This window comes from Mycobacterium sp. URHB0044, from assembly GCF_000620625.1.
GTDB lineage: Bacteria > Actinomycetota > Actinomycetes > Mycobacteriales > Mycobacteriaceae > Mycobacterium.
Map to the genome: position 1 here is coordinate 295,480 of NZ_JIAW01000006.1, position 17,485 is coordinate 312,964.

The 17,485-nt window shown below is 67.8% G+C and carries 14 protein-coding genes and 1 pseudogene; 7 read left to right on the forward strand and 8 right to left on the reverse strand.

What is annotated here, in order from left to right:
• Positions 1-56: 56 nt before the first annotated feature.
• Complete coding sequence (locus tag N536_RS0115330; protein ID WP_029114409.1) at positions 57-296, forward strand: hypothetical protein; 240 nt, start codon at positions 57-59, stop codon at positions 294-296.
• Here N536_RS0115330 and N536_RS0115335 read toward each other — a convergent pair.
• Positions 293-1,120, reverse strand: a complete 828-nt coding sequence (locus N536_RS0115335; RefSeq protein WP_029114410.1) for a class I SAM-dependent methyltransferase — start codon at positions 1,118-1,120, stop codon at positions 293-295. The two genes, N536_RS0115330 and N536_RS0115335, sit on opposite strands and share 4 nt — an antisense overlap.
• Positions 1,121-1,254: 134 nt before the next feature.
• On the opposite strand from N536_RS0115335, the gene N536_RS38545 reads away from it, so the two are divergent.
• A complete protein-coding gene (locus N536_RS38545) occupies positions 1,255-4,095 on the forward strand; it encodes an aminotransferase class I/II-fold pyridoxal phosphate-dependent enzyme (RefSeq protein WP_036436452.1) in 2,841 nt (946 codons plus the stop codon).
• Positions 4,096-4,149: 54 nt separating this feature from the next.
• On the opposite strand, the gene N536_RS0115345 is transcribed toward N536_RS38545, so the two are convergent.
• Positions 4,150-5,037, reverse strand: coding sequence for an alpha/beta fold hydrolase (locus N536_RS0115345; protein WP_036436454.1), 888 nt, complete (start codon positions 5,035-5,037; stop codon positions 4,150-4,152).
• A 43-nt stretch (positions 5,038-5,080) separates the two neighbouring features.
• On the opposite strand from N536_RS0115345, the pseudogene N536_RS0115350 reads away from it, so the two are divergent.
• Both N536_RS0115350 and N536_RS0115355 read left to right on the forward strand, forming a co-directional pair.
• Positions 5,081-6,973, forward strand: a pseudogene (locus N536_RS0115350) (propionyl-CoA synthetase); the annotation flags it as partial.
• Between the two features lie 104 nt (positions 6,974-7,077).
• Entirely contained in the window at positions 7,078-8,241 is a 1,164-nt protein-coding gene (locus N536_RS0115355; protein ID WP_029114413.1) for an SRPBCC family protein, read from the forward strand.
• Positions 8,242-8,462: 221 nt separating this feature from the next.
• Here N536_RS0115355 and N536_RS0115360 read toward each other — a convergent pair whose 3' ends face one another.
• The 5 genes from N536_RS0115360 to N536_RS0115380 form a co-directional block, all read right to left on the reverse strand.
• Positions 8,463-9,410, reverse strand: coding sequence for a Ppx/GppA phosphatase family protein (locus N536_RS0115360; protein ID WP_029114414.1), 948 nt, complete (start codon positions 9,408-9,410; stop codon positions 8,463-8,465).
• A 10-nt stretch (positions 9,411-9,420) separates the two neighbouring features.
• Positions 9,421-9,912 (reverse strand): DUF501 domain-containing protein, encoded by a 492-nt coding sequence (locus tag N536_RS0115365; protein WP_029114415.1) that lies wholly within the window; start codon positions 9,910-9,912, stop codon positions 9,421-9,423.
• Positions 9,905-10,603, reverse strand: coding sequence for a septum formation initiator family protein (locus N536_RS0115370; protein WP_029114416.1), 699 nt, complete (start codon positions 10,601-10,603; stop codon positions 9,905-9,907). Before N536_RS0115370 ends, N536_RS0115365 begins: the two co-directional genes overlap by 8 nt.
• A 10-nt stretch (positions 10,604-10,613) precedes the next feature.
• A complete protein-coding gene (eno, locus tag N536_RS0115375) occupies positions 10,614-11,903 on the reverse strand; it encodes a phosphopyruvate hydratase (protein ID WP_029114417.1) in 1,290 nt (429 codons plus the stop codon).
• Positions 11,904-11,987: 84 nt separating this feature from the next.
• The gene (locus tag N536_RS0115380; RefSeq protein ID WP_029114418.1) at positions 11,988-12,719 is read right to left on the reverse strand and encodes a lytic transglycosylase domain-containing protein; all 732 of its coding nucleotides are present in this window, start codon (positions 12,717-12,719) and stop codon (positions 11,988-11,990) included.
• A gap of 163 nt (positions 12,720-12,882) precedes the next feature.
• On the opposite strand from N536_RS0115380, the gene efeU reads away from it, so the two are divergent.
• From efeU to efeB, 3 genes are read left to right on the forward strand one after another with little or no spacing between them, the layout of a single operon-like run.
• A complete protein-coding gene (gene efeU, locus N536_RS0115385; RefSeq protein ID WP_029114419.1) occupies positions 12,883-13,872 on the forward strand; it encodes an iron uptake transporter permease EfeU in 990 nt (329 codons plus the stop codon).
• The gene (gene efeO, locus N536_RS0115390) at positions 13,869-15,041 is read left to right on the forward strand and encodes an iron uptake system protein EfeO (protein ID WP_036436456.1); all 1,173 of its coding nucleotides are present in this window, start codon (positions 13,869-13,871) and stop codon (positions 15,039-15,041) included. The genes efeU and efeO overlap by 4 nt, the downstream gene beginning before the upstream one ends.
• Before the next feature lie 13 nt (positions 15,042-15,054).
• Positions 15,055-16,344 (forward strand): iron uptake transporter deferrochelatase/peroxidase subunit, encoded by a 1,290-nt coding sequence (gene efeB, locus N536_RS0115395; protein ID WP_029114421.1) that lies wholly within the window; start codon positions 15,055-15,057, stop codon positions 16,342-16,344.
• Here efeB and N536_RS0115400 read toward each other — a convergent pair.
• Positions 16,317-17,468 (reverse strand): nucleoside triphosphate pyrophosphohydrolase, encoded by a 1,152-nt coding sequence (locus tag N536_RS0115400; RefSeq protein WP_029114422.1) that lies wholly within the window; start codon positions 17,466-17,468, stop codon positions 16,317-16,319. The genes efeB and N536_RS0115400 overlap by 28 nt on opposite strands.
• Positions 17,469-17,485: the final 17 nt, after the last annotated feature.

The window sequence follows — 17,485 nt, forward strand, 5'->3', positions numbered from 1 at the left end:
GTGGTCGAGATCCGGGCCGGACTTCGACAACTCGCTCACGTTCGGCGTCGACCTCGGTGCCGCCAACCAGCAATATCGTCGCCGCGCTGCTCGAAATGATGGGCACCCCAGCGTCATCGGCGGATGCGAGCGGCCGTCAGCGCCACTACGTCGGTGCGATCACCGCGCCCGTCTTCAACGCCGTTGGCCGCGTCACGCACAACATCAGCGTGCACCCGTTCGCCAATCTCTCACCACGAAAGATCGAACAAATGGGCCGTCGGCTACGGCGGGCTGCCGACGCCGTCGACGACTAGCCCTTGACCGCCTGCAGGGTGTAGGTCATAGGCATCCGGTCGGCGTCGTGCGCGAGGATGAATTCACCCTTGAATTCGGGGCTGGGAACCATGCTGTCACCCAACGGATTCCACGGCACTTCGCGGTGCTCCTCCAACGCGGTGACCGTCAGTCCGGCATCGGTCAGCGCGGTGAAGATCTCACCGAGCCCGTGGTTGAAGATCACGGACTCGGGCGCGGCGACGACGCCCGAGCCGCCATAGGTGTCGTGTTCGACGAACGTCGTTCCCGCCGTTTCGAAATAGGGAAATTCGATCACCAGCAGTCCGTCGTCCCTCGGGTCGGACATCGCCCACAGCACCGGGTGGCTCTCGCGGATGAACAACCGACCGCCCGGCCGCAGCAGGCCTGCAACCACGTCCGCCCAGCGGCGGATGTCGGGCAACCAACACAGCGCGCCGATGCCGGTGTAGACCACGTCGCAGCACGCCCCACCCAGCGTCGCGACGGCGTCGAAGACGTCGGATTCGACGAAGCGCACGTCGGCGCCCGCGCGTTCGGCCAGCGCGCGGCCTGCCTCCAGCGCGGAGGGCGAGAAGTCCAGCCCGGTCACTGACCGCGCGCCGAGGCGGGCCAGTGACACCGTGTCGGTGCCGATGTGGCACTGCAGATGGACGACGTCGCGGCCGTCGAGTCGCCCCAGCCGCGGCACGTCGTAGCGCACCACGTCCGACAGATAGTCGGGGTCGTCGAAGGCGGCGAGGTCGTACCCGCCGGGTGCGGTGTGGAGCGGGACGCGTGATTCCCAGTTCGCCAGGTTGATGCTGCGCCAGTCGTCGGTCACGGCCTCATTCTCACAGGTCGACGTCGGTTGGTGGTCACGTGATCGACGTACACCGTTCGTCTGATGATCGCTTGCCCGTCTGTGCTGCGGTGCCACGCTTGACGCCAGCAACGATCAGGGCGAAAGGGCCGACCATGTCAGACAATTCGCACGCCTACAACAGCGTATGGCAACTGCGCGGCGACGCGTGGTGCCGGCTGGAGGAGGCCGCCGACCGGCTGACGCGGACCACCACCACAGGCGAGCTCAAGGACCAGTACGTCGGCATCTGCCACGAGTTGCTCGCGACGCTCACCCCGCTGGAGCCGTACTGGGCGTACCCAGGGTCGCCACAGTTCGCGAAGGTGCAGCGGCTGTTCAACGCCGGTAATTACGACAAGTTCTCCCATTCGGTCGCCAGGATCAACCGCGCGCTGACCACCGAGTCGTATCGCAGCGGCGACGTCGATACCGCCGGGCTCGACGACACCGACATGTTCCCAGCCGACCCCCGCACGCTTGAGCAGCAACCGGTCAACCGCAAGGAGCAGCTCTACTTCGAGGTGCTCGTCGTCGAGAAGATGACCGAGGCCCAGGAACGCGCGCTGCGCAAGGAGGTCCGCAGCTGGCGGCGGCCCGACGACGAGTTCGTCTACGAGTTGGTAGTGGTGTCCAGTGGCGACGAGGCGCTGATCGCGGCGCGACTCAACGTCAACCTTCAGGCGGTGGTGATCCGGCGGCGGTTCAGTCACCAGTCGTCGCGCGACCTGACCGCGCTGGCCGAGTTCGTCGACACCCGGGTATCGGCCGAACTCGACGACCACAAATCCCCCGACGAACGCGCCCAGATCCTCGCCGCGTCACTGCGCGACTTACGGCCCGAACTCGACATGTATCTGATGACCGAGATCGAGGTCGAGCAGATCGCCGGCCGGCTTGGCCCCTTCTTCCGCCGCGTGTTCCATGCTCGCGAGGGCGTATTGGAGCTGCACCTGTCGATCCTGCACGGTGTCGCCGAGCGGTATCGGACGCCGTTCTTCAGCGCGCTGAAGCAGTACAGCCACCGTCCCACCGGGGTTTTCCACGCTCTTCCGATTTCGCAGGGCAAGTCGATTGTGAACTCGCACTGGATCAAGGACATGGTCGGCTTCTACGGCCTTGACGTGTTCATGGCCGAGACGTCGGCCACCTGCGGCGGCCTGGACTCACTGCTGGAGCCCACCGGTCCGCTGCGCGAAGCCCAGCAGCTGGCGTCGGAGGCGTACGGCTCGCGGCACACCTACTTCGTCACCAACGGCACGTCGACGGCCAACAAGATCGTCACCCAATCATTAGTGGCGCCCGGGGACATCGTGCTGCTGGACCGCAACTGCCATCAGTCCCACCACTACGGGATGATGATGGCCGGCGCGAATGTCATCTACCTCGAGGCGTATCCACTGCCCGAATACACCATGTACGGTGCGGTGCCGCTGCGCGAGATCAAGTCGAAGTTGTTGGCGCTCAAGCGCGCAGGCAAGCTCGACCGCGTCAAGATGATGTCGCTGACGAACTGTACGTTCGACGGCATCGTCTACGACGTCGAGCGCGTCATGGAGGAATGCCTCGCCATCAAGCCGGATCTGGTGTTCCTGTGGGACGAGGCATGGTTCGCGTTCGCCCGCTTCCACCCCGTGTACCGCGGACGGACCGCGATGGCCACCGCGCGCAAGTTGCGAGAACTCCTGCAGGACAAGGTGTACCGGGCCGAGTACGACGAGTACCTCAAGGTCGAGTCGGAACATCCGTCCACCGACGAGGATCTGCTGAACCGCCGGCTTCGACCCGATCCGGCCAAGGCGCGGGTCCGGGTGTACGCCACCCAGTCGACGCACAAGACGCTGACCTCGCTCCGCCAGGGCTCGATGATCCACGTCTTCGACCAGGACTTCGAGCAGAAGGTGGCCGAGGCGTTCCACGAGGCCTACATGGCGCACACGTCGACATCGCCGAACTACCAGATCCTGGCGTCGCTCGACCTAGGCCGGCGCCAGGTCGCACTCGAGGGCGTCGAGCTGGTACAGCGCCAGATCGAGAACGCCATGCAACTGCGCGACGCCATCGACAACCACCCGCTGTTGAGCAAGTACATGACGTGCCTGCGAACCTCTGACCTGATCCCGGACGAATTCCGGCCCTCGGGCATCGGGCAGCCCTTGCGGTCCGGGCTGCGGAACATGATGGCGGCGTGGGACTCCGACGAGTTCGTACTCGATCCGTCACGAATCACGTTGTCAATAGGCCGCACCGGATACGACGGTGACACGTTCAAGCGCGAGCAGTTGATGGACCGCCACGGCGTCCAGATCAACAAGACGTCTCGCAACACCGTGTTGTTCATGACCAACATCGGCACCACCCGCAGCTCGGTGGCATTTCTGGTCGAGGTGCTGGTGAAGATCGCAGGCGAACTCGACGAGAGCATCTCGGAGATGGGGCTTGGTGAGCGCGGCCGCTTCGAGCAGAAGGTGCGCCAACTCACCACTAACACCGCGTCGCAACCAGACTTCAGCGGCTTCCACCCGGTGTTCCGCGACCTCACGGGGGAGCAACCGACGCCGGAGGGGGACGTGCGGCGGGCGTTCTACCTGTCGTATGACGACACCAATTGCGAGTACCTGACCGGCGAGGAGATCGACGACAAAATCGACGCCGGGATCGACGTCGTCTCTGCGACGTTCGTGACGCCCTACCCGCCGGGCTTCCCGGTGCTGGTTCCAGGCCAGATGTTCAGCCGCGAGATCCTGAAGTTCATGCGCGAACTCGACACACCCGAGATCCACGGCTACAAACCGGAATTCGGGTATCGCGTCTACACCGAGAAGGCCATCGAAATGTGCCGTCCGACGCCGGCGGTGCAGCCAGTGCTGATCGACGCTCCGCTGCCGACGCCGCCGCAGCCGTCGAAGCCGAAGAAGAGCAACGGAAACAAGCCGCCGGAACCCGCCCTCCCCTGAGCGATTTCGGCGTGATTCGTTGCGCCCAGCGAGACGGATCACGCCGAAATCGCCCTAGCGGGGGACGGTTTCGGCGGCCAGCTCGATCAACGCCGCGCGCACCAGCTCGGGCCGCTCGTCGACGATGAAGTGCGACGCGTCGGCCGTTTGCAACGTGTAGTCGTCGGCCTTCGCCGTTTCTGGCGCGACCAACGACAGATGCACCGCCGCGTCGCCCGTTCCGAACAGCGCGCGGATCGGCACCGTCGCGCGGCGTCGCTCAGGATTCCGTCGCCCCTCGGGAACCTCGCGGAGCAGGAACGTCCGATACGTGTCGCGGCCGGCACGCGCACCGACCGCGGTCCGGAAGCGGTCGGCATAGACGCGCACCGTCGCGGCGTCCAACCGCGATCCAATTTTGAACACCAGGTCGACGTACTTCATGTGGCGCTGTGCCGAGATACCGAACGACGCGAGCGGCAACTGGTAGGCGAAGCGCCACAGGATCGGCAGCACGGTTCGTGGCTTGATCCCCCAGGGGTGGGCCATGTTCAGCGCGAGATAGCCGTCGAAGCGCTGCGGTTCGCGCAGCACCATCAGATAGCCGACGTAGCCGCCCCAGTCGTGGCCGACGAGGATGACCCGATCGAGGCCGAGCGCGTCGATCAGGGCCAAGATGTCGCTGGCGACGTCCTCCTTGGCCCACCGGTGCGGCGGCGGCCCGGACCAGCCGTACCCCGGCAGATCGGGGGCGATGATGCGCAACCCGGGCGGCGGGTCGGCCAGCAGATCGCGGTACGCCCAGTGGTGCTGCGGCCAGCCGTGCAGGGCGATCACGGGTCGACCGTCCTCGGGCCCTGACTCCGTGACATGGAACCGCACCCCGCGCGCCTCGACGAACGACCGGCGCACCCCGGCAATGGCGGGCGGCTCGCTGCTTGTTGACGTTTTGTCAGTAACCATCCCTGGACTATAGAAACCCGTCGATGAGCCAGACAAGACCGCCCCGCGCGCTAACGTGCCCGATATGGCCGGCTACCGCGAACTGTTCGACGCCAGCATCGACGACCCCACGACGTTCTGGGCCGACGCCGCACGTGCGGTGACCTGGGCCCGCGAGCCTCAACGCGTCCTCGATGACTCCAATCCGCCGTTCTACCGGTGGTTCCCCGATGGGGAGCTCAACACGTGCGCCAATGCGCTCGACCGCCATGTCGAGCAGGGCCGCGGCGAGCAGGCAGCGCTGATCTACGACTCCCCCGTCACCGGCACCAAGCGCACCTACACCTACCGCGAACTGCTCGACGTGACGGCACGGTTCGCCGGCGTCCTGCGCGGCCTCGGCGTCGACAAGGGCGACCGCGTGGTGATCTACATGCCGATGGTGCCCGAAGCGGTCATCGCCATGCTGGCCTGCGCGCGGCTGGGCGCCGTGCACTCGGTGGTGTTCGGCGGCTTCGCCGCACACGAACTCGCCGCCCGCATCGACGACGCCCGCCCGGCCGTCGTCGTCTCCGCGTCATGCGGCGTCGAACCGACCCGCATCGTCGACTACAAGCCGATGCTCGACGCGGCACTCGAGCTCGCCGAGCACGCCCCGCCGCACTGCGTGATCTTGCAACGCGAGCAGCATCCCTGCGCGCTGGTGCCCGGCCGCGACGTCGACTGGGCCGAGGCCGTTGCCACCGCCGAGCCCGTAGCGCCCGTCCCGGTCGCCGCGACCGACCCGCTCTACGTCCTGTACACGTCCGGCACCACCGGCAAGCCCAAGGGCATCGTGCGCGACAACGGCGGCCACGCCGTCGCGCTGCTGTGGACGATGCGCCACATCTACGACACCAAGCCCGGCGAAGTCTATTGGGCCGCTTCGGATGTCGGCTGGGTGGTGGGGCACTCCTACATCGTCTACGGCCCGCTGCTGCTCGGTGCGACGACCGTGCTCTACGAGGGCAAGCCCGTCGGCACCCCCGACGCGGGCGCGTTCTGGCGGGTGACTGCCGAGCACGGCGTGACGACGTTGTTCACCGCACCGACCGCGATGCGGGCGATCAAGAAGGAAGACCCCGAAGGCACCCACCTCGCCCGCTACGACCTTTCGGCGCTGCGCCACCTGTTCCAAGCCGGCGAGCGGCTCGATCCGGGCACCTACCACTGGGCGGCGCAGCGCCTCGGCATCCCCGTCATCGACCACTGGTGGCAGACCGAGACGGGATGGCCGATCGCCGCGGGACCGATGGGCATCGAGGCCATGCCGGCGAAGCCGGGTTCGGCGACGGTGCCGATGCCCGGCTACGACGTCCGCGTCCTACGGCCCGACGGCACCGAGTGCGACGCAGGCGAGGAGGGTGCGATCTGCGTGAAGCTGCCGCTCCCGCCCGGCACGTTGCCGACGTTGTGGGGCGACGACGACCGGTACGTGGCGTCCTACCTCTCGGCGTTCCCCGGTTACTACCTATCGGGCGACGGCGGCTACGTCGACGAGGACGGCTACCTGTTCGTCATGGGCCGCACCGACGACGTCATCAACGTCGCGGGCCACCGCATGTCGACCGGCATGATCGAAGCGGTGCTCGCCACCCATCCGGCGGTCGCCGAATGCGCCGTGATCGGCGTCGCCGACGACATCAAGGGACAGGTGCCACGGGGATTCGTGGTCCTCAAGGCGGGCGCCTCCGCCGAGGACCTGACCGGCGAACTGGTCGAGGCGGTGCGGCAGAACATCGGCGCGGTGGCCAGCCTGAAGCGCGTCGACGTCGTTGCGGCACTTCCCAAGACGCGCTCGGGCAAGATCCTCCGCAAGACGATGCGGGGCATCGCCGACGGTCGCGAAGAACCGCCACCATCGACGATCGAGGACGTCGCGGTGCTCGACGCGCTGCGGCCGGTGCTGCAGAGTTGACTCTGCGCGTATGGCGCAAATGTGCGAGTGGCCAACGCCCCCAGCGCAGAGTCAACGGTGCGCGAGCCATTGCCGCGGGACGAGTTCTGTGATACTCCCCCAGTATGGGCACTCCGACAACTACGTCGGTCGCCGGGGACGCGGAGATCGTTCGCCGCATCCTCGCGCACATCGACGCGGGCACGACCGATGAAGGTGACGCATGGCGGGAGCCGGTCGAGAACTACCTGGACCCAACCCGATTCACCAATGAACTCGCGACGTTGCGCTCATACCCAAGCGTGTACCTACCGTCAGCAGCGATTCCCAACGCGGGCGACCACGCCGAACGGGTCACCTTCGGCATACCGCTGTTCGCGGTGCGCGACCGCGACGGCAGGGCGCGGGTATTCCGCAACTCGTGTCGCCACCGCGGGATGGCCCTCGTCGAAGGGCCGGGTTGCTCGCACGCGTTGGTGTGCCGCTATCACGGCTGGACGTACCGCCTCGACGGCTCGCTCTCGCACGTCCCGCACGCGGAGGCCTTCCCCGACCTCGACGTGGCTGCCCGCGGGCTGGTCGAGGTCGACAGCCGCGAGGTCGACGGCCTGATCGTCATCGGCCCGCTGCAATCGCCCGCGCCGCATGCCGACGCGGCGATGGCCGCGCTGTCCGACGGCAGCCCGTGGCGCGACAAGCTGCTACCCGCCGGGCGGCTCTTCGCCGTGCGGCCGGCGCTGCGCGCGATGAACTGGAAGGTTCTGGTCGAGCAGTTCCTGGAGGGCTACCACATCCGCACGACGCACAAGGACACCTTCTATCCGATCCAATACGACGACCTCAACGTCGTGGAACCATTCGGCCCGAACACTCGAATTACGTTCCCCTACCAGAACATCGAGCGTCTGCGTGACCGTCCCGAGGCCACCTGGAACGTCGACCACCGAGTGACCTACGTCTACCACCTGTTCCCCAACGTCATGGTCGCGACGTTCCCCAATCAGGTGCTGGTGATCACCATCGACCCGATCGACGTCGACCACACCACCGTCACGATCTACGCCATGGTCGCGCATGACCTGGCCAAGCGCGTTTCGGCGAGCCCCGACGCGAACGCGGGCGCTCGCGACCTGCTGAACGAGGGCGGCGTCGAGGACAACGAGATGTCGGAAGGCGTACAGCGCGGCCTGCACGCCGGCGCCAACACCTTCGTGGAGTTCGGCACGCACGAAAGCGCGATCGGGCGCTTCCACGCCAACCTCGACGAACGGCTGACGTGCGTCCGGTGAACGCCCGATCCATTGATGCCGACTTTCCCTAATTCCGGCGCGGCGCGAACTATGGTGATCTCGGCATGAGTTGATACCGACAAAGGAGATTGGCGATGCGCAAATCGGAAGCCAAGGCAGGATCCGGGTGTACGTGTAAGTGCAATGCCTGCGACGGCGGACATCACTGCGGCAACCCGCCGAACTGCAACATCAGGAGGTAGCCGCCCGGCGGGGAGCCCTCAGGCGATCGACAGCGCGATCCCGTCGAGGATGTCGTGCTCGCTGACCACGAGTTCGTCGATCCCGGCACGGCCGCGCAGTTCGCGCGCCAACTCTTCGACGACGATGGCGCCGCCGCCGATCACGTCGACGCGACCCTCATGCATGGGGCCCAGCGCCGCGCGCTGCTTGCGCGTCATCGCGATCAGGTCCTCGCAGACCGGCAGTAGTTCGTCGAACCCGACGCGCGACAGGTGAATCGCGTCCGAGTCGTAGGTGGCCATCCGCTGAGCCAGCGCCGACAACGTGGTCATCGTGCCGGCCACGCCAACCCACGTCCGCGCGCCCTCGACGGGCACGGCGCGGAACGACTGAGACAGCCCGTCGCGCACCACTTCTCGGGCGGCCTCGATCTCGGCGGCGGTCGGCGGGTCCGAGTGCAGGCAGCGCTCGGTCAGCCGCACGCACCCGATGTCGGCGGAGAAGCTGGCCGTCACGCCCGTCGAATCGGGACGGTCGCCCACCACCACCTCGGTGGACCCGCCGCCCAGGTCGACGACGACGAAAGGCGCTGCCGAGGCGTCCAATTCGCCGACGGCACCCGTGAACGACAGCGCCGCTTCCTCGGTTCCGCTGATCACCTCGGCGACGGCGCCGGACACCACCGGGTCGAGCAGCTCGGCCGTCATCGCGAAGAACTCCTCCCGGTTGCCGACGTCCCGAGCGGCCGACGTCGCGACCATCCGCACCCTCTCGACCTGGTGGACCTTCAACTCGTCGGCGTACTCGGCGAGCGCCGCGCGGGTGCGTGCCAGCGCTTCCGGCGCGAATTGCCCTGTGGCGTCGACACCTTCGCCCAGCCGGACGATGCGCATGTCGCGAAGCACGTCACGCAGCCCGCCGTCTCCCACGTCGGCGATCAACAACCGGATCGAATTGGTTCCACAGTCGATCGCGCCAACCCTCATGCTTCGACCCTCACGTCCAGCTCCCCTTGTCCAGAATTCCCGCCATCCCCGGCTCGACGGCCAACACGGCCAACGCCTCGTCCCCCAGCGGGTTGACGCCACGCCCCTTCGCGAGCGAATGCGCCATCAGCACGTGGAGGCACTTGACCCGGTCGGGCATGCCACCGCCGGAGAACGTCGTGCCCAACGGCTCGATGGCGTCCCGCTCGGCCAGATATGACTCATGCGCACGGCGGTAGGCGGCGGCCAGCTCCTCGTCGTGTTGGAGTCGTTCGGTCATGTCCCGCATCAGCCCCGAGGACTCCAGCCGGCTCGCCGCGGCCGTCAGCGCCGGGTGCGTCAGGTAATACAACGTCGGGAATGGGGTGCCGTCGGGCAGACGCGGCGCGGTCTTGACCACTCCCGGTTCGCCGTTCGGGCAGCGGTAGGCGATCTCCAGGACGCCGCGGGGCTCGCGGCCCAGCTGCCGCGCGACGGCGTCCAGGTCGGCTTGCTCAACCACCGGCGGGTGCGGGGGGTGGCAGCGGAACACCCGGGTCGACGGGCGGCGGCGCGGCCGGTGGTGGCCCGTGCGGCGCATCGGCGATGGTGTGCCACAACGACGTGTACCACGGCTGCCCGCTGGGCACTGCTGTAGCGGCCGTCCCGGGCAGCGCTTCCGGCCCGACCGTCTGAGGCAGCTGCACCTGGTACGGAATCTCACCGGGCATCACGAACCCGAGCCGTTCGCGCGCTTGCGCGGCGATGAACACCGGATCACCGAGCTTGACCTTCTGTTGCTCCAAATCGGCGATCTGCGAGCGCAACTGGGATTGCACGTCCTGCAGCTGCTTCATCTCGGTCCGCTGCCCGAAGTAGGTGCGCACCGGTCCGGCGATGGTCAGCGTGAGCACGCAGACCACCGCGGCGAGGATCGCCGCGCGCCGGGCCGCCGAACCCAACCGCTGCTCGGACTGCAGCTCGGCGGCGTCGGCGATCGACTGCCTGATGGGTTCGACGGCGGTCGACGTCTCCGTCGTCTCGGTCTTGTCCGCATCGTCGGCCTGCTCCGACGCGGCCCGCGGCAGCGCCGGCCGGGGTTCCCGCCGCGAGGGCGCTGCACCCCGCGGGCGACCCCGCCCCGACTCGCCCGGCTTGCCCGGTCGCGACGCTGGAGTGCGTCGCTTCGGGTCTGGCCGCTTCGGGTCGGGCATGAATGAAAAGCTACTGGGTCGCCGGCGAGAACCGCGGGAACGACAGGTCACCGGCATACCGCGCGGCGTCGCCCAGGATTTCCTCGATGCGCAGCAACTGGTTGTACTTGGCGACCCGCTCGCTGCGGGCCGGCGCACCGGTCTTGATCTGCCCGCTGCCCACCGCGACCGCAAGGTCGGCGATGGTGGTGTCCTCGGTCTCGCCAGAGCGGTGGCTCATCATCGTCCGGTAGCCGCTGTTGTGCGCAAGGGCGACGGCGTCCAGCGTCTCGGTCAGCGTGCCGATCTGATTGACCTTGACCAGCAGCGCGTTGGCCGCGCCCTTGTCGATGCCCTCCTCGAGACGCTCCGGGTTGGTGACGAACAGGTCGTCGCCCACGATCTGGACGCGGTCACCGATCGCGGCGGTCAGCGACACCCAGCCGTCCCAGTCGTCCTCGGACAGCGGATCCTCGATCGACACCAGCGGGTAGGCGTCGAGGAGCTCGGCGTAGAACGCGGTCATCTGCTCGGCGGTGCGGGTCTGCTTCTCGAAGGCGTAACCCGTGCCGTCCGTGTAGAACTCCGTGGCCGCGACGTCGAGCGCGAGCGCGACATCGGAGCCGAGCGTGAAACCGGCGCCTTCGATCGCGGAGCTGATCAAGTCGAGCGCGGCCTTGGTGCCCGCGATGTCGGGAGCGAAGCCACCCTCGTCGCCGAGACCCGTGGACAGGCCCTGCTTCTTGAGCACCGACTTCAGCGAGTGGTACACCTCGGCGCCCCAGCGCAGCGCCTCCTTGAACGACGGCGCACCGATCGGCGCGACCATGAACTCCTGGACGTCGACGCCGGTGTCGGCGTGCGCGCCGCCGTTGACGATGTTCATCATCGGCACGGGCAGGATGTGCGCGTTCGGGCCGCCGATGTAGCGGAACAACGGCAGACCCGCCGACTCGGCCGCGGCCTTGGCCACCGCCAGCGAGACGCCGAGGATGGCGTTGGCGCCAAGCCGCGACTTGTCCGGGGTGCCGTCGAGGTCCAGCAGCGCCTGATCGATGACGCGCTGATCGTCGGCGTTCAACCCGATGACGGCGGGCGCGATCTCGTCGAGGACGGCCTCCACCGCCTTCTCCACGCCCTTGCCGAGGTACCGGTCGCCACCGTCGCGCAGTTCGACGGCCTCGTGCTCGCCCGTCGACGCACCGGAGGGCACCGCAGCCCTGGCGAACGTGCCGTCGCTCAAGGCCAGCTCGACCTCGACCGTGGGGTTGCCGCGGGAGTCGAGGATCTCGCGCGCGCCGACCTGCTCGATGATGGGCACTGGCATCTCCTTAAGAGGTGGTCCGGATTGCGCCCATCAGCCTAGAGGGTGGGCGAATCGCACGCCGATCGCGAGTCCGAGGACCTACAGCGGGTGGCCGTTGGCGTAGGCGGTCGCCCAGTCGCGGACCGTGCGGGCGTACTGGTCGGACAGGTTGTAGGCGCGCAACGCGTCCATCCAACCGCGCGGCTTCGACAGGTCCTTGCCCCGCCAACACAGGTAGCCCGCCGCGGACAGCGCGGCGTCGTCGATGTTGTCCGGGCTGATCACGCCGTCGTTGTTGGCGTCGACGCCGTACAACCGCCACGTCTCGGGGATGAACTGCATGGGCCCCATGGCCCGGTCCAGGGTGGCGTCGCCGTCGAGCTTGCCGCCGTCGGTGTCGGGGATCTGCATGTTGCCCATCGACCCGTCGAGCCGAACGCCGCGGACGGGTGGCGAGACGGTGCCGTTCGCCGCGACCACGGAGCCGCGGTAGGTGCCGTGATGGCTCTCCACCATCCCGATGCCCGCCAGCGTGGTCCAGGCCAGATGGCAGTCGGGGTTCTCCACCTCCGCCACCCGCGCGGCGTAGGCGTACGCCTCCAGCGCCGTGACCGGGATGCCGAGAGCCGGGGCGCGCTTCACCGCCCAGTCGTGCAGCTGGTCGGCGGGCCGCCCCTTGGCATGCGTGTCGACCTGAGGCACCGGGTCGCCGGTGGGCGGCGGTACACCCTCGGGGATCGGGATGCCGGTCTGCCACGAACAGCTGGATGCCATGAGCAGGGCCGTTGCGCAGATGACCACGACGGCCCGCAGCCAACGCACTGGCGACACTGCACTCCCTCGACCTACTCGAATCAACGCCATCGTCCCACGCGTCGCGAGTGTGCCAGCGCAGCGTTGGGGAGCGCTGCAGACGCCCCGGTCGCGCTGCTAAGGTCAGCCATACCTAGCATTGGCTAGCCAAAGCTTGGTTGCGGAAAGGATCGACATCGGGATGACCGCCGTCGGAGACGTTTCGGTGTCCGTTCTGGCCGCCGGCGCCAGCGTTTCATCACAACTGTTCGGCAGCGGGTTGATCGGCCTGCGCGAAGGCCTCGAAACCGCCATCGTCGTCACGATACTGGTCGCCTTCCTGGTCAAGTCGGACCGACGCGACGCCCTCAAGTGGGTGTGGGCGGGCGTTGCGGCGGCCGTTGCGATGACCGTCGGGGTCTTCCTGGTCATCCAGTTCGGCGAGAACACCATCACCGGACTGGCAGCCGAGGCCATCGCGGGCGTCGCCTCCCTGATCGCCGTGGCCATCGTCACCACCATGGTGCTCTGGATGAAGAAGGCCGCCGCCACCATGTCCGGTGCCCTCAAGGGCGACATGGCGCGGGCGCTCGAGACCGGCGGACTCGCCGTCCTGGCGCTGGCCTTCCTCGCCGTCGGCCGCGAGGGCGTCGAGACGGCGCTGTTCATGGTCGGCTATGCCGAGGCCGAAACCGCCTGGCCTCTGGTCGGACTCATCGTCGGGGTGTTGATCGCCGTCGCCATCGCCTACGGCATGTACATCGGCGCAGTGCGGATCAACCTCGCCAAGTTCTTCAAGTACACCGGCGTGTTCCTGATCGTCGTCGCCGCCGGCATCCTGTCGTACGGGATCGGCGCCCTGCAGACCGTCGGCTGGCTCCCCGGCCTGGCCAACAAGGCCTTCGACATCAGCTCCTGGTTCGACTGGTCGTCCTGGTACGGCGAGGTCATCCAGGGCGTCTTCAACGTCACGCCCACCCCGACGGTCCTTCAGTTGACCGCCTGGCTGGCCTACCTCGCCGTCGTCCTCGTGCTGTTCCTGCGCCCGATGCGCGCATCCGCCACCCCGAGCGACACGCCACCGCCGGACACCACTCCCTCCCAAGCAGACCCCTCCCATGCCGACCCCTCCCACTCCGATCCGACTCCCGAACCGGAGCCGGCAACCGCATCCGAAAGGTCCAATTCGTGATCCTCACCCCCCTGCCTGCCAAGGCCGGCGTTGCCGCGACCGCGGCACTGCTGACCGGGCTCTCCCTCGTTGGCTGCACCGCAAAGGATTCGGCTCAGTCGACCGACGGCGGCAAGACCGGCCCCGGGCAGATCACGGTCGCCGCGTCCGACACCGAATGTCAGCTGTCGGGCACTGAGGCGACCACCGGTCCCAGCACGTTCGTGGTCACCAACAACGGCACCAAGGTCACCGAGTTCTACGTCTACGGCGAGGGCGAGCGGGTGATGGGCGAGGTGGAGAACATCTCCCCCGGACTGGAGCGCAAGCTGATCGTCCAGCTGACCGAGCCCGGCACCTACCAGACGTCGTGCCGGCCCGGGATGATCGGCGACGGCCTCCGCGGCGAGTTCAAGGTGACCGGCGACGCCGTTCAGATCGACACCGAGGGCAAGTTCAAGGAAGCCGCCGACAGCTACAAGCGCTACGTGATCAGCCAGTCCGACGCGTTGGTGACCGCCACCGAGGCGTTCGTGGCGGCCGTGAAGGCCAAGGACGTCGCGTCCGCGAAGGCGCAGTTCCCCACCTCGCGGGTGTACTGGGAGCGCATCGAGCCGGTCGCGGAGTCGTTCCCCAACGACCTCGACCCGCGCGTCGACCTGCGTGAGGCCGACCTCGAGCCCGGGCAGAAGTGGACCGGCTTCCACCGCCTGGAGAAGGACCTCTGGGTGACGGGCCTGCAGCCCGACTCCAACGCGATTGCCGACCAGTTGGTCGCAGACGTCAAGGAGCTCAACGCGGGTGTGAAGGCCCCGGACTGGACCATCGACTCCACCCAAATCGCCGGTGGCGCACAGGGTCTGCTCGACGAGGTCTCGGCAAGCAAGATCAGCGGCGAAGAGGACATCTTCAGCCACACCGACCTCTGGGACTTCCAGGCGAACGTCGAGGGCTCGCAGACCGCCGTGGCGTCGGTGCGACCGATCCTCGACGAGCGCAACGCCGAACTCGGCAAGAAGGTCGACCAGCGGTTCGCCGAAGTCGAGGCGCTGCTGGCCAAGTACCGCCAGGGCGACGGCTTCGTGTCCTACGACAAGGTGACCGAGCCGCAACGCCAGGAACTGTCCCGCGCGATCGACGCCCTCGGCAAGGAAGTCAGTCAGGTGCAAGGTGTCATCGCACCCCAGTGATCAGGCGCCGGAAGTGACTCCGGCCGAACCTGATTCGACGCGAACGGGACTGTCGCGGCGCAAGCTGTTCGGTGCGGCCGGAGTGGGCGTGGCCGTGGTCGGCGCGGCCAGCGCGGGTGCCCTGGCCGGCAGGGCGTCAGCGGCCGCAACCGAGCTCGGGCTGCACCAGCCGGTGCCGTTCCGCGGCGAACGCCAGGCCGGGATCATCACTCCGGCACAGGATCGCATGCACTTCGCGTCCTTCGACGTCACCACCGACAACCGTGAAGACGTCGTGGCGATGCTCAAGGAGTGGACCGCCATGGCCGAGCGGATGACGCGCGGCGACGAGGCCGTGGCGGACGGCGCGATCGGGCTCAATCCGTATGCGCCGCCCGCGGATACCGGTGAGGCCCTTGGTCTTCCGGCCTCAGCGCTGACGCTGACCATCGGGTTCGGCCCGTCCTTCTTCGAGAAGGACGGCAAGGATAGGTTCGGCATCGCCGATCAGCGCCCGGCCGGGCTGGCCGATCTGCCGAAGTTCACCAACGAGATCCTCGACCCCGCCAAGTGCGGCGGCGACATCTGCATCCAAGCCTGCGCCAACGACCCGCAGGTCGCCGTGCACGCCGTCCGGAACCTCGCCCGCGTCGGCTTCGGCACCGTCGCGGTGCGGTACTCACAACTCGGGTTCGGTCGCACCTCCTCGACGACGCGTGAACAGTCCACCCCCCGAAACATGCTCGGGTTCAAGGACGGAACCAACAACATCAAGGCCGAGGACACCGCGACGCTGGACAAGAACGTCTGGGTCGCCAAGGGTGACGGTCCCGACTGGCTGGCCGGCGGCAGCTACCTCGTGACACGGCGCATCCGCAACCGGATCGAAGCGTGGGATCGCACGACGCTGCGCGAGCAGGAGCGGGTGATCGGCAGGCAGAAGGGCAGCGGCGCACCCAACGGGTACGACGACGAGTTCGCGCCGGTGGACTTCGACATCAAGGACGCCAAGGGAATTCCGCTCGTCGACGTCGACGCCCACGTCCGGCTGGTGTCCCCCGATCACCTCGGCGGCATCAAGATGCTGCGGCGCGGCTACAACTTCACCGACGGCTCCGACGGATTCGGCCACCTGGACGCCGGCCTGTTCTTCATCGCCTTCGTGCGCAACCCGGCGACGAACTTCATTCCCGTGCTGTCGCAGATGTCGACAGATGCGTTGAACGAGTACATCTTCCACACCGGCACAGCGGTCTTCGCCTGTCCGCCGGGGATACCCGAAGGCGACTCGTCGGCCTACTGGGGTTCGACGCTGTTCGGCTGAGCCTCGGCGTCGTCGGGGTCATCGGCTTCGCCGGTGTCTTCCTCGACCGGTTCTTCGACGGACTCGGGCTCGGCTTCTTCCTCGGCGTCGTCCTCACCCTCGCCGGGCTCGACCTCGACCTGCGCCTCGTCAGCCTCGTCGGTCTCGTCGACCGCCTCGTCCTCCGGCTCCAGTTCCGCCTCGGGCTCGGTCCTGGCCGTCGGCCAGTGCGCGCGCCACTCGTCTTCGGTGACGACACCGAGTTGCGAGACGTCCAGCGCCTCGGGCACGTCGTCACCGCGACGGCTGGCGGCGACGGCCTGCTCCACCTTGCGGATGGTGTCCATGAATTCGAGCGTGGCCGAGCGCAGCGTGTTCTCAGCGTCGTCGCCAAGCCCGACCGCGATCGTCGCCAGCCCGTCCGGAATCAGATCCTCTGGCAGCCCCGCGGCGACCACGCGTTGGTAGACCTTCTGCGTCAAGGCAAGCGCCGGCTGGCCGGTCGGCACGTCGTCCATCGACGAGTTCCTGGTCTTCTCGGTGGCCTTGCGCTCCTCCCACTGGGCGAGCTGCTCCTCGAGCGTGATCGACTCACCGGCCAGGACGCCGGGCGCCCGGTTGCTCAGCTTTCGCACCAGGGTGTCGGCGACGTCGTCGATGGTGAAGGCCTGGTGAGTCGCGTCCTCGGCGATGCGGGCGTGGAAGAGCACCTGCAGCAACACGTCCCCGAGCTCCTCGCGCAGTTCGTCGGCGTTGCCACTGCGCACCGCGTCGAACAGCTCGTAGGTCTCCTCCAGCAGGTAGCGGCGCAGCGAGTCGTGCGTCTGCTCGCTCTCCCACGGCCCGGACGACCGCAGCCGGTCCATGAGCGCGACCGCGTCGACGAGCCGCTCGCCTGCCTGCGGCGCTGGCGCCGAGATCACCTTCTCGCCCGCGTCCAGCCGGGCTCTGACCTTTGGATGGTCGGGGTCCGAGGACAGCAGCACCTCCGCGTCCTCGCCGTCGTAGGCCGGCCGCGCGGCGGGCAACGACCAGGGCACCTTGACCGGCATTTCCTCGGTGTACTGCACGTCACCGGTCAGCAGGCTGATGGCGTCGACCGGGATGAGCGACGGACGGCGCGGATCGACCAGAACGACGGTCATCGCGCTTGTTGTCGCTG

Excerpts from the sequence above, each read along its gene's own strand:
- N536_RS38545 (WP_036436452.1), top strand. The coding sequence starts at position 1,255 with ATGTCAGACAATTCGCACGCCTACAACAGCGTATGGCAACTGCGCGGC.
- N536_RS0115345 (WP_036436454.1), bottom strand. The coding sequence starts at position 5,037 with ATGGTTACTGACAAAACGTCAACAAGCAGCGAGCCGCCCGCCATTGCC.
- N536_RS0115355 (WP_029114413.1), top strand. The coding sequence starts at position 7,078 with ATGGGCACTCCGACAACTACGTCGGTCGCCGGGGACGCGGAGATCGTT.
- N536_RS0115360 (WP_029114414.1), bottom strand. The coding sequence starts at position 9,410 with ATGAGGGTTGGCGCGATCGACTGTGGAACCAATTCGATCCGGTTGTTG.
- N536_RS0115370 (WP_029114416.1), bottom strand. The coding sequence starts at position 10,603 with ATGCCCGACCCGAAGCGGCCAGACCCGAAGCGACGCACTCCAGCGTCG.
- efeU (WP_029114419.1), top strand. The coding sequence starts at position 12,883 with ATGACCGCCGTCGGAGACGTTTCGGTGTCCGTTCTGGCCGCCGGCGCC.
- N536_RS0115400 (WP_029114422.1), bottom strand. The coding sequence starts at position 17,468 with ATGACCGTCGTTCTGGTCGATCCGCGCCGTCCGTCGCTCATCCCGGTC.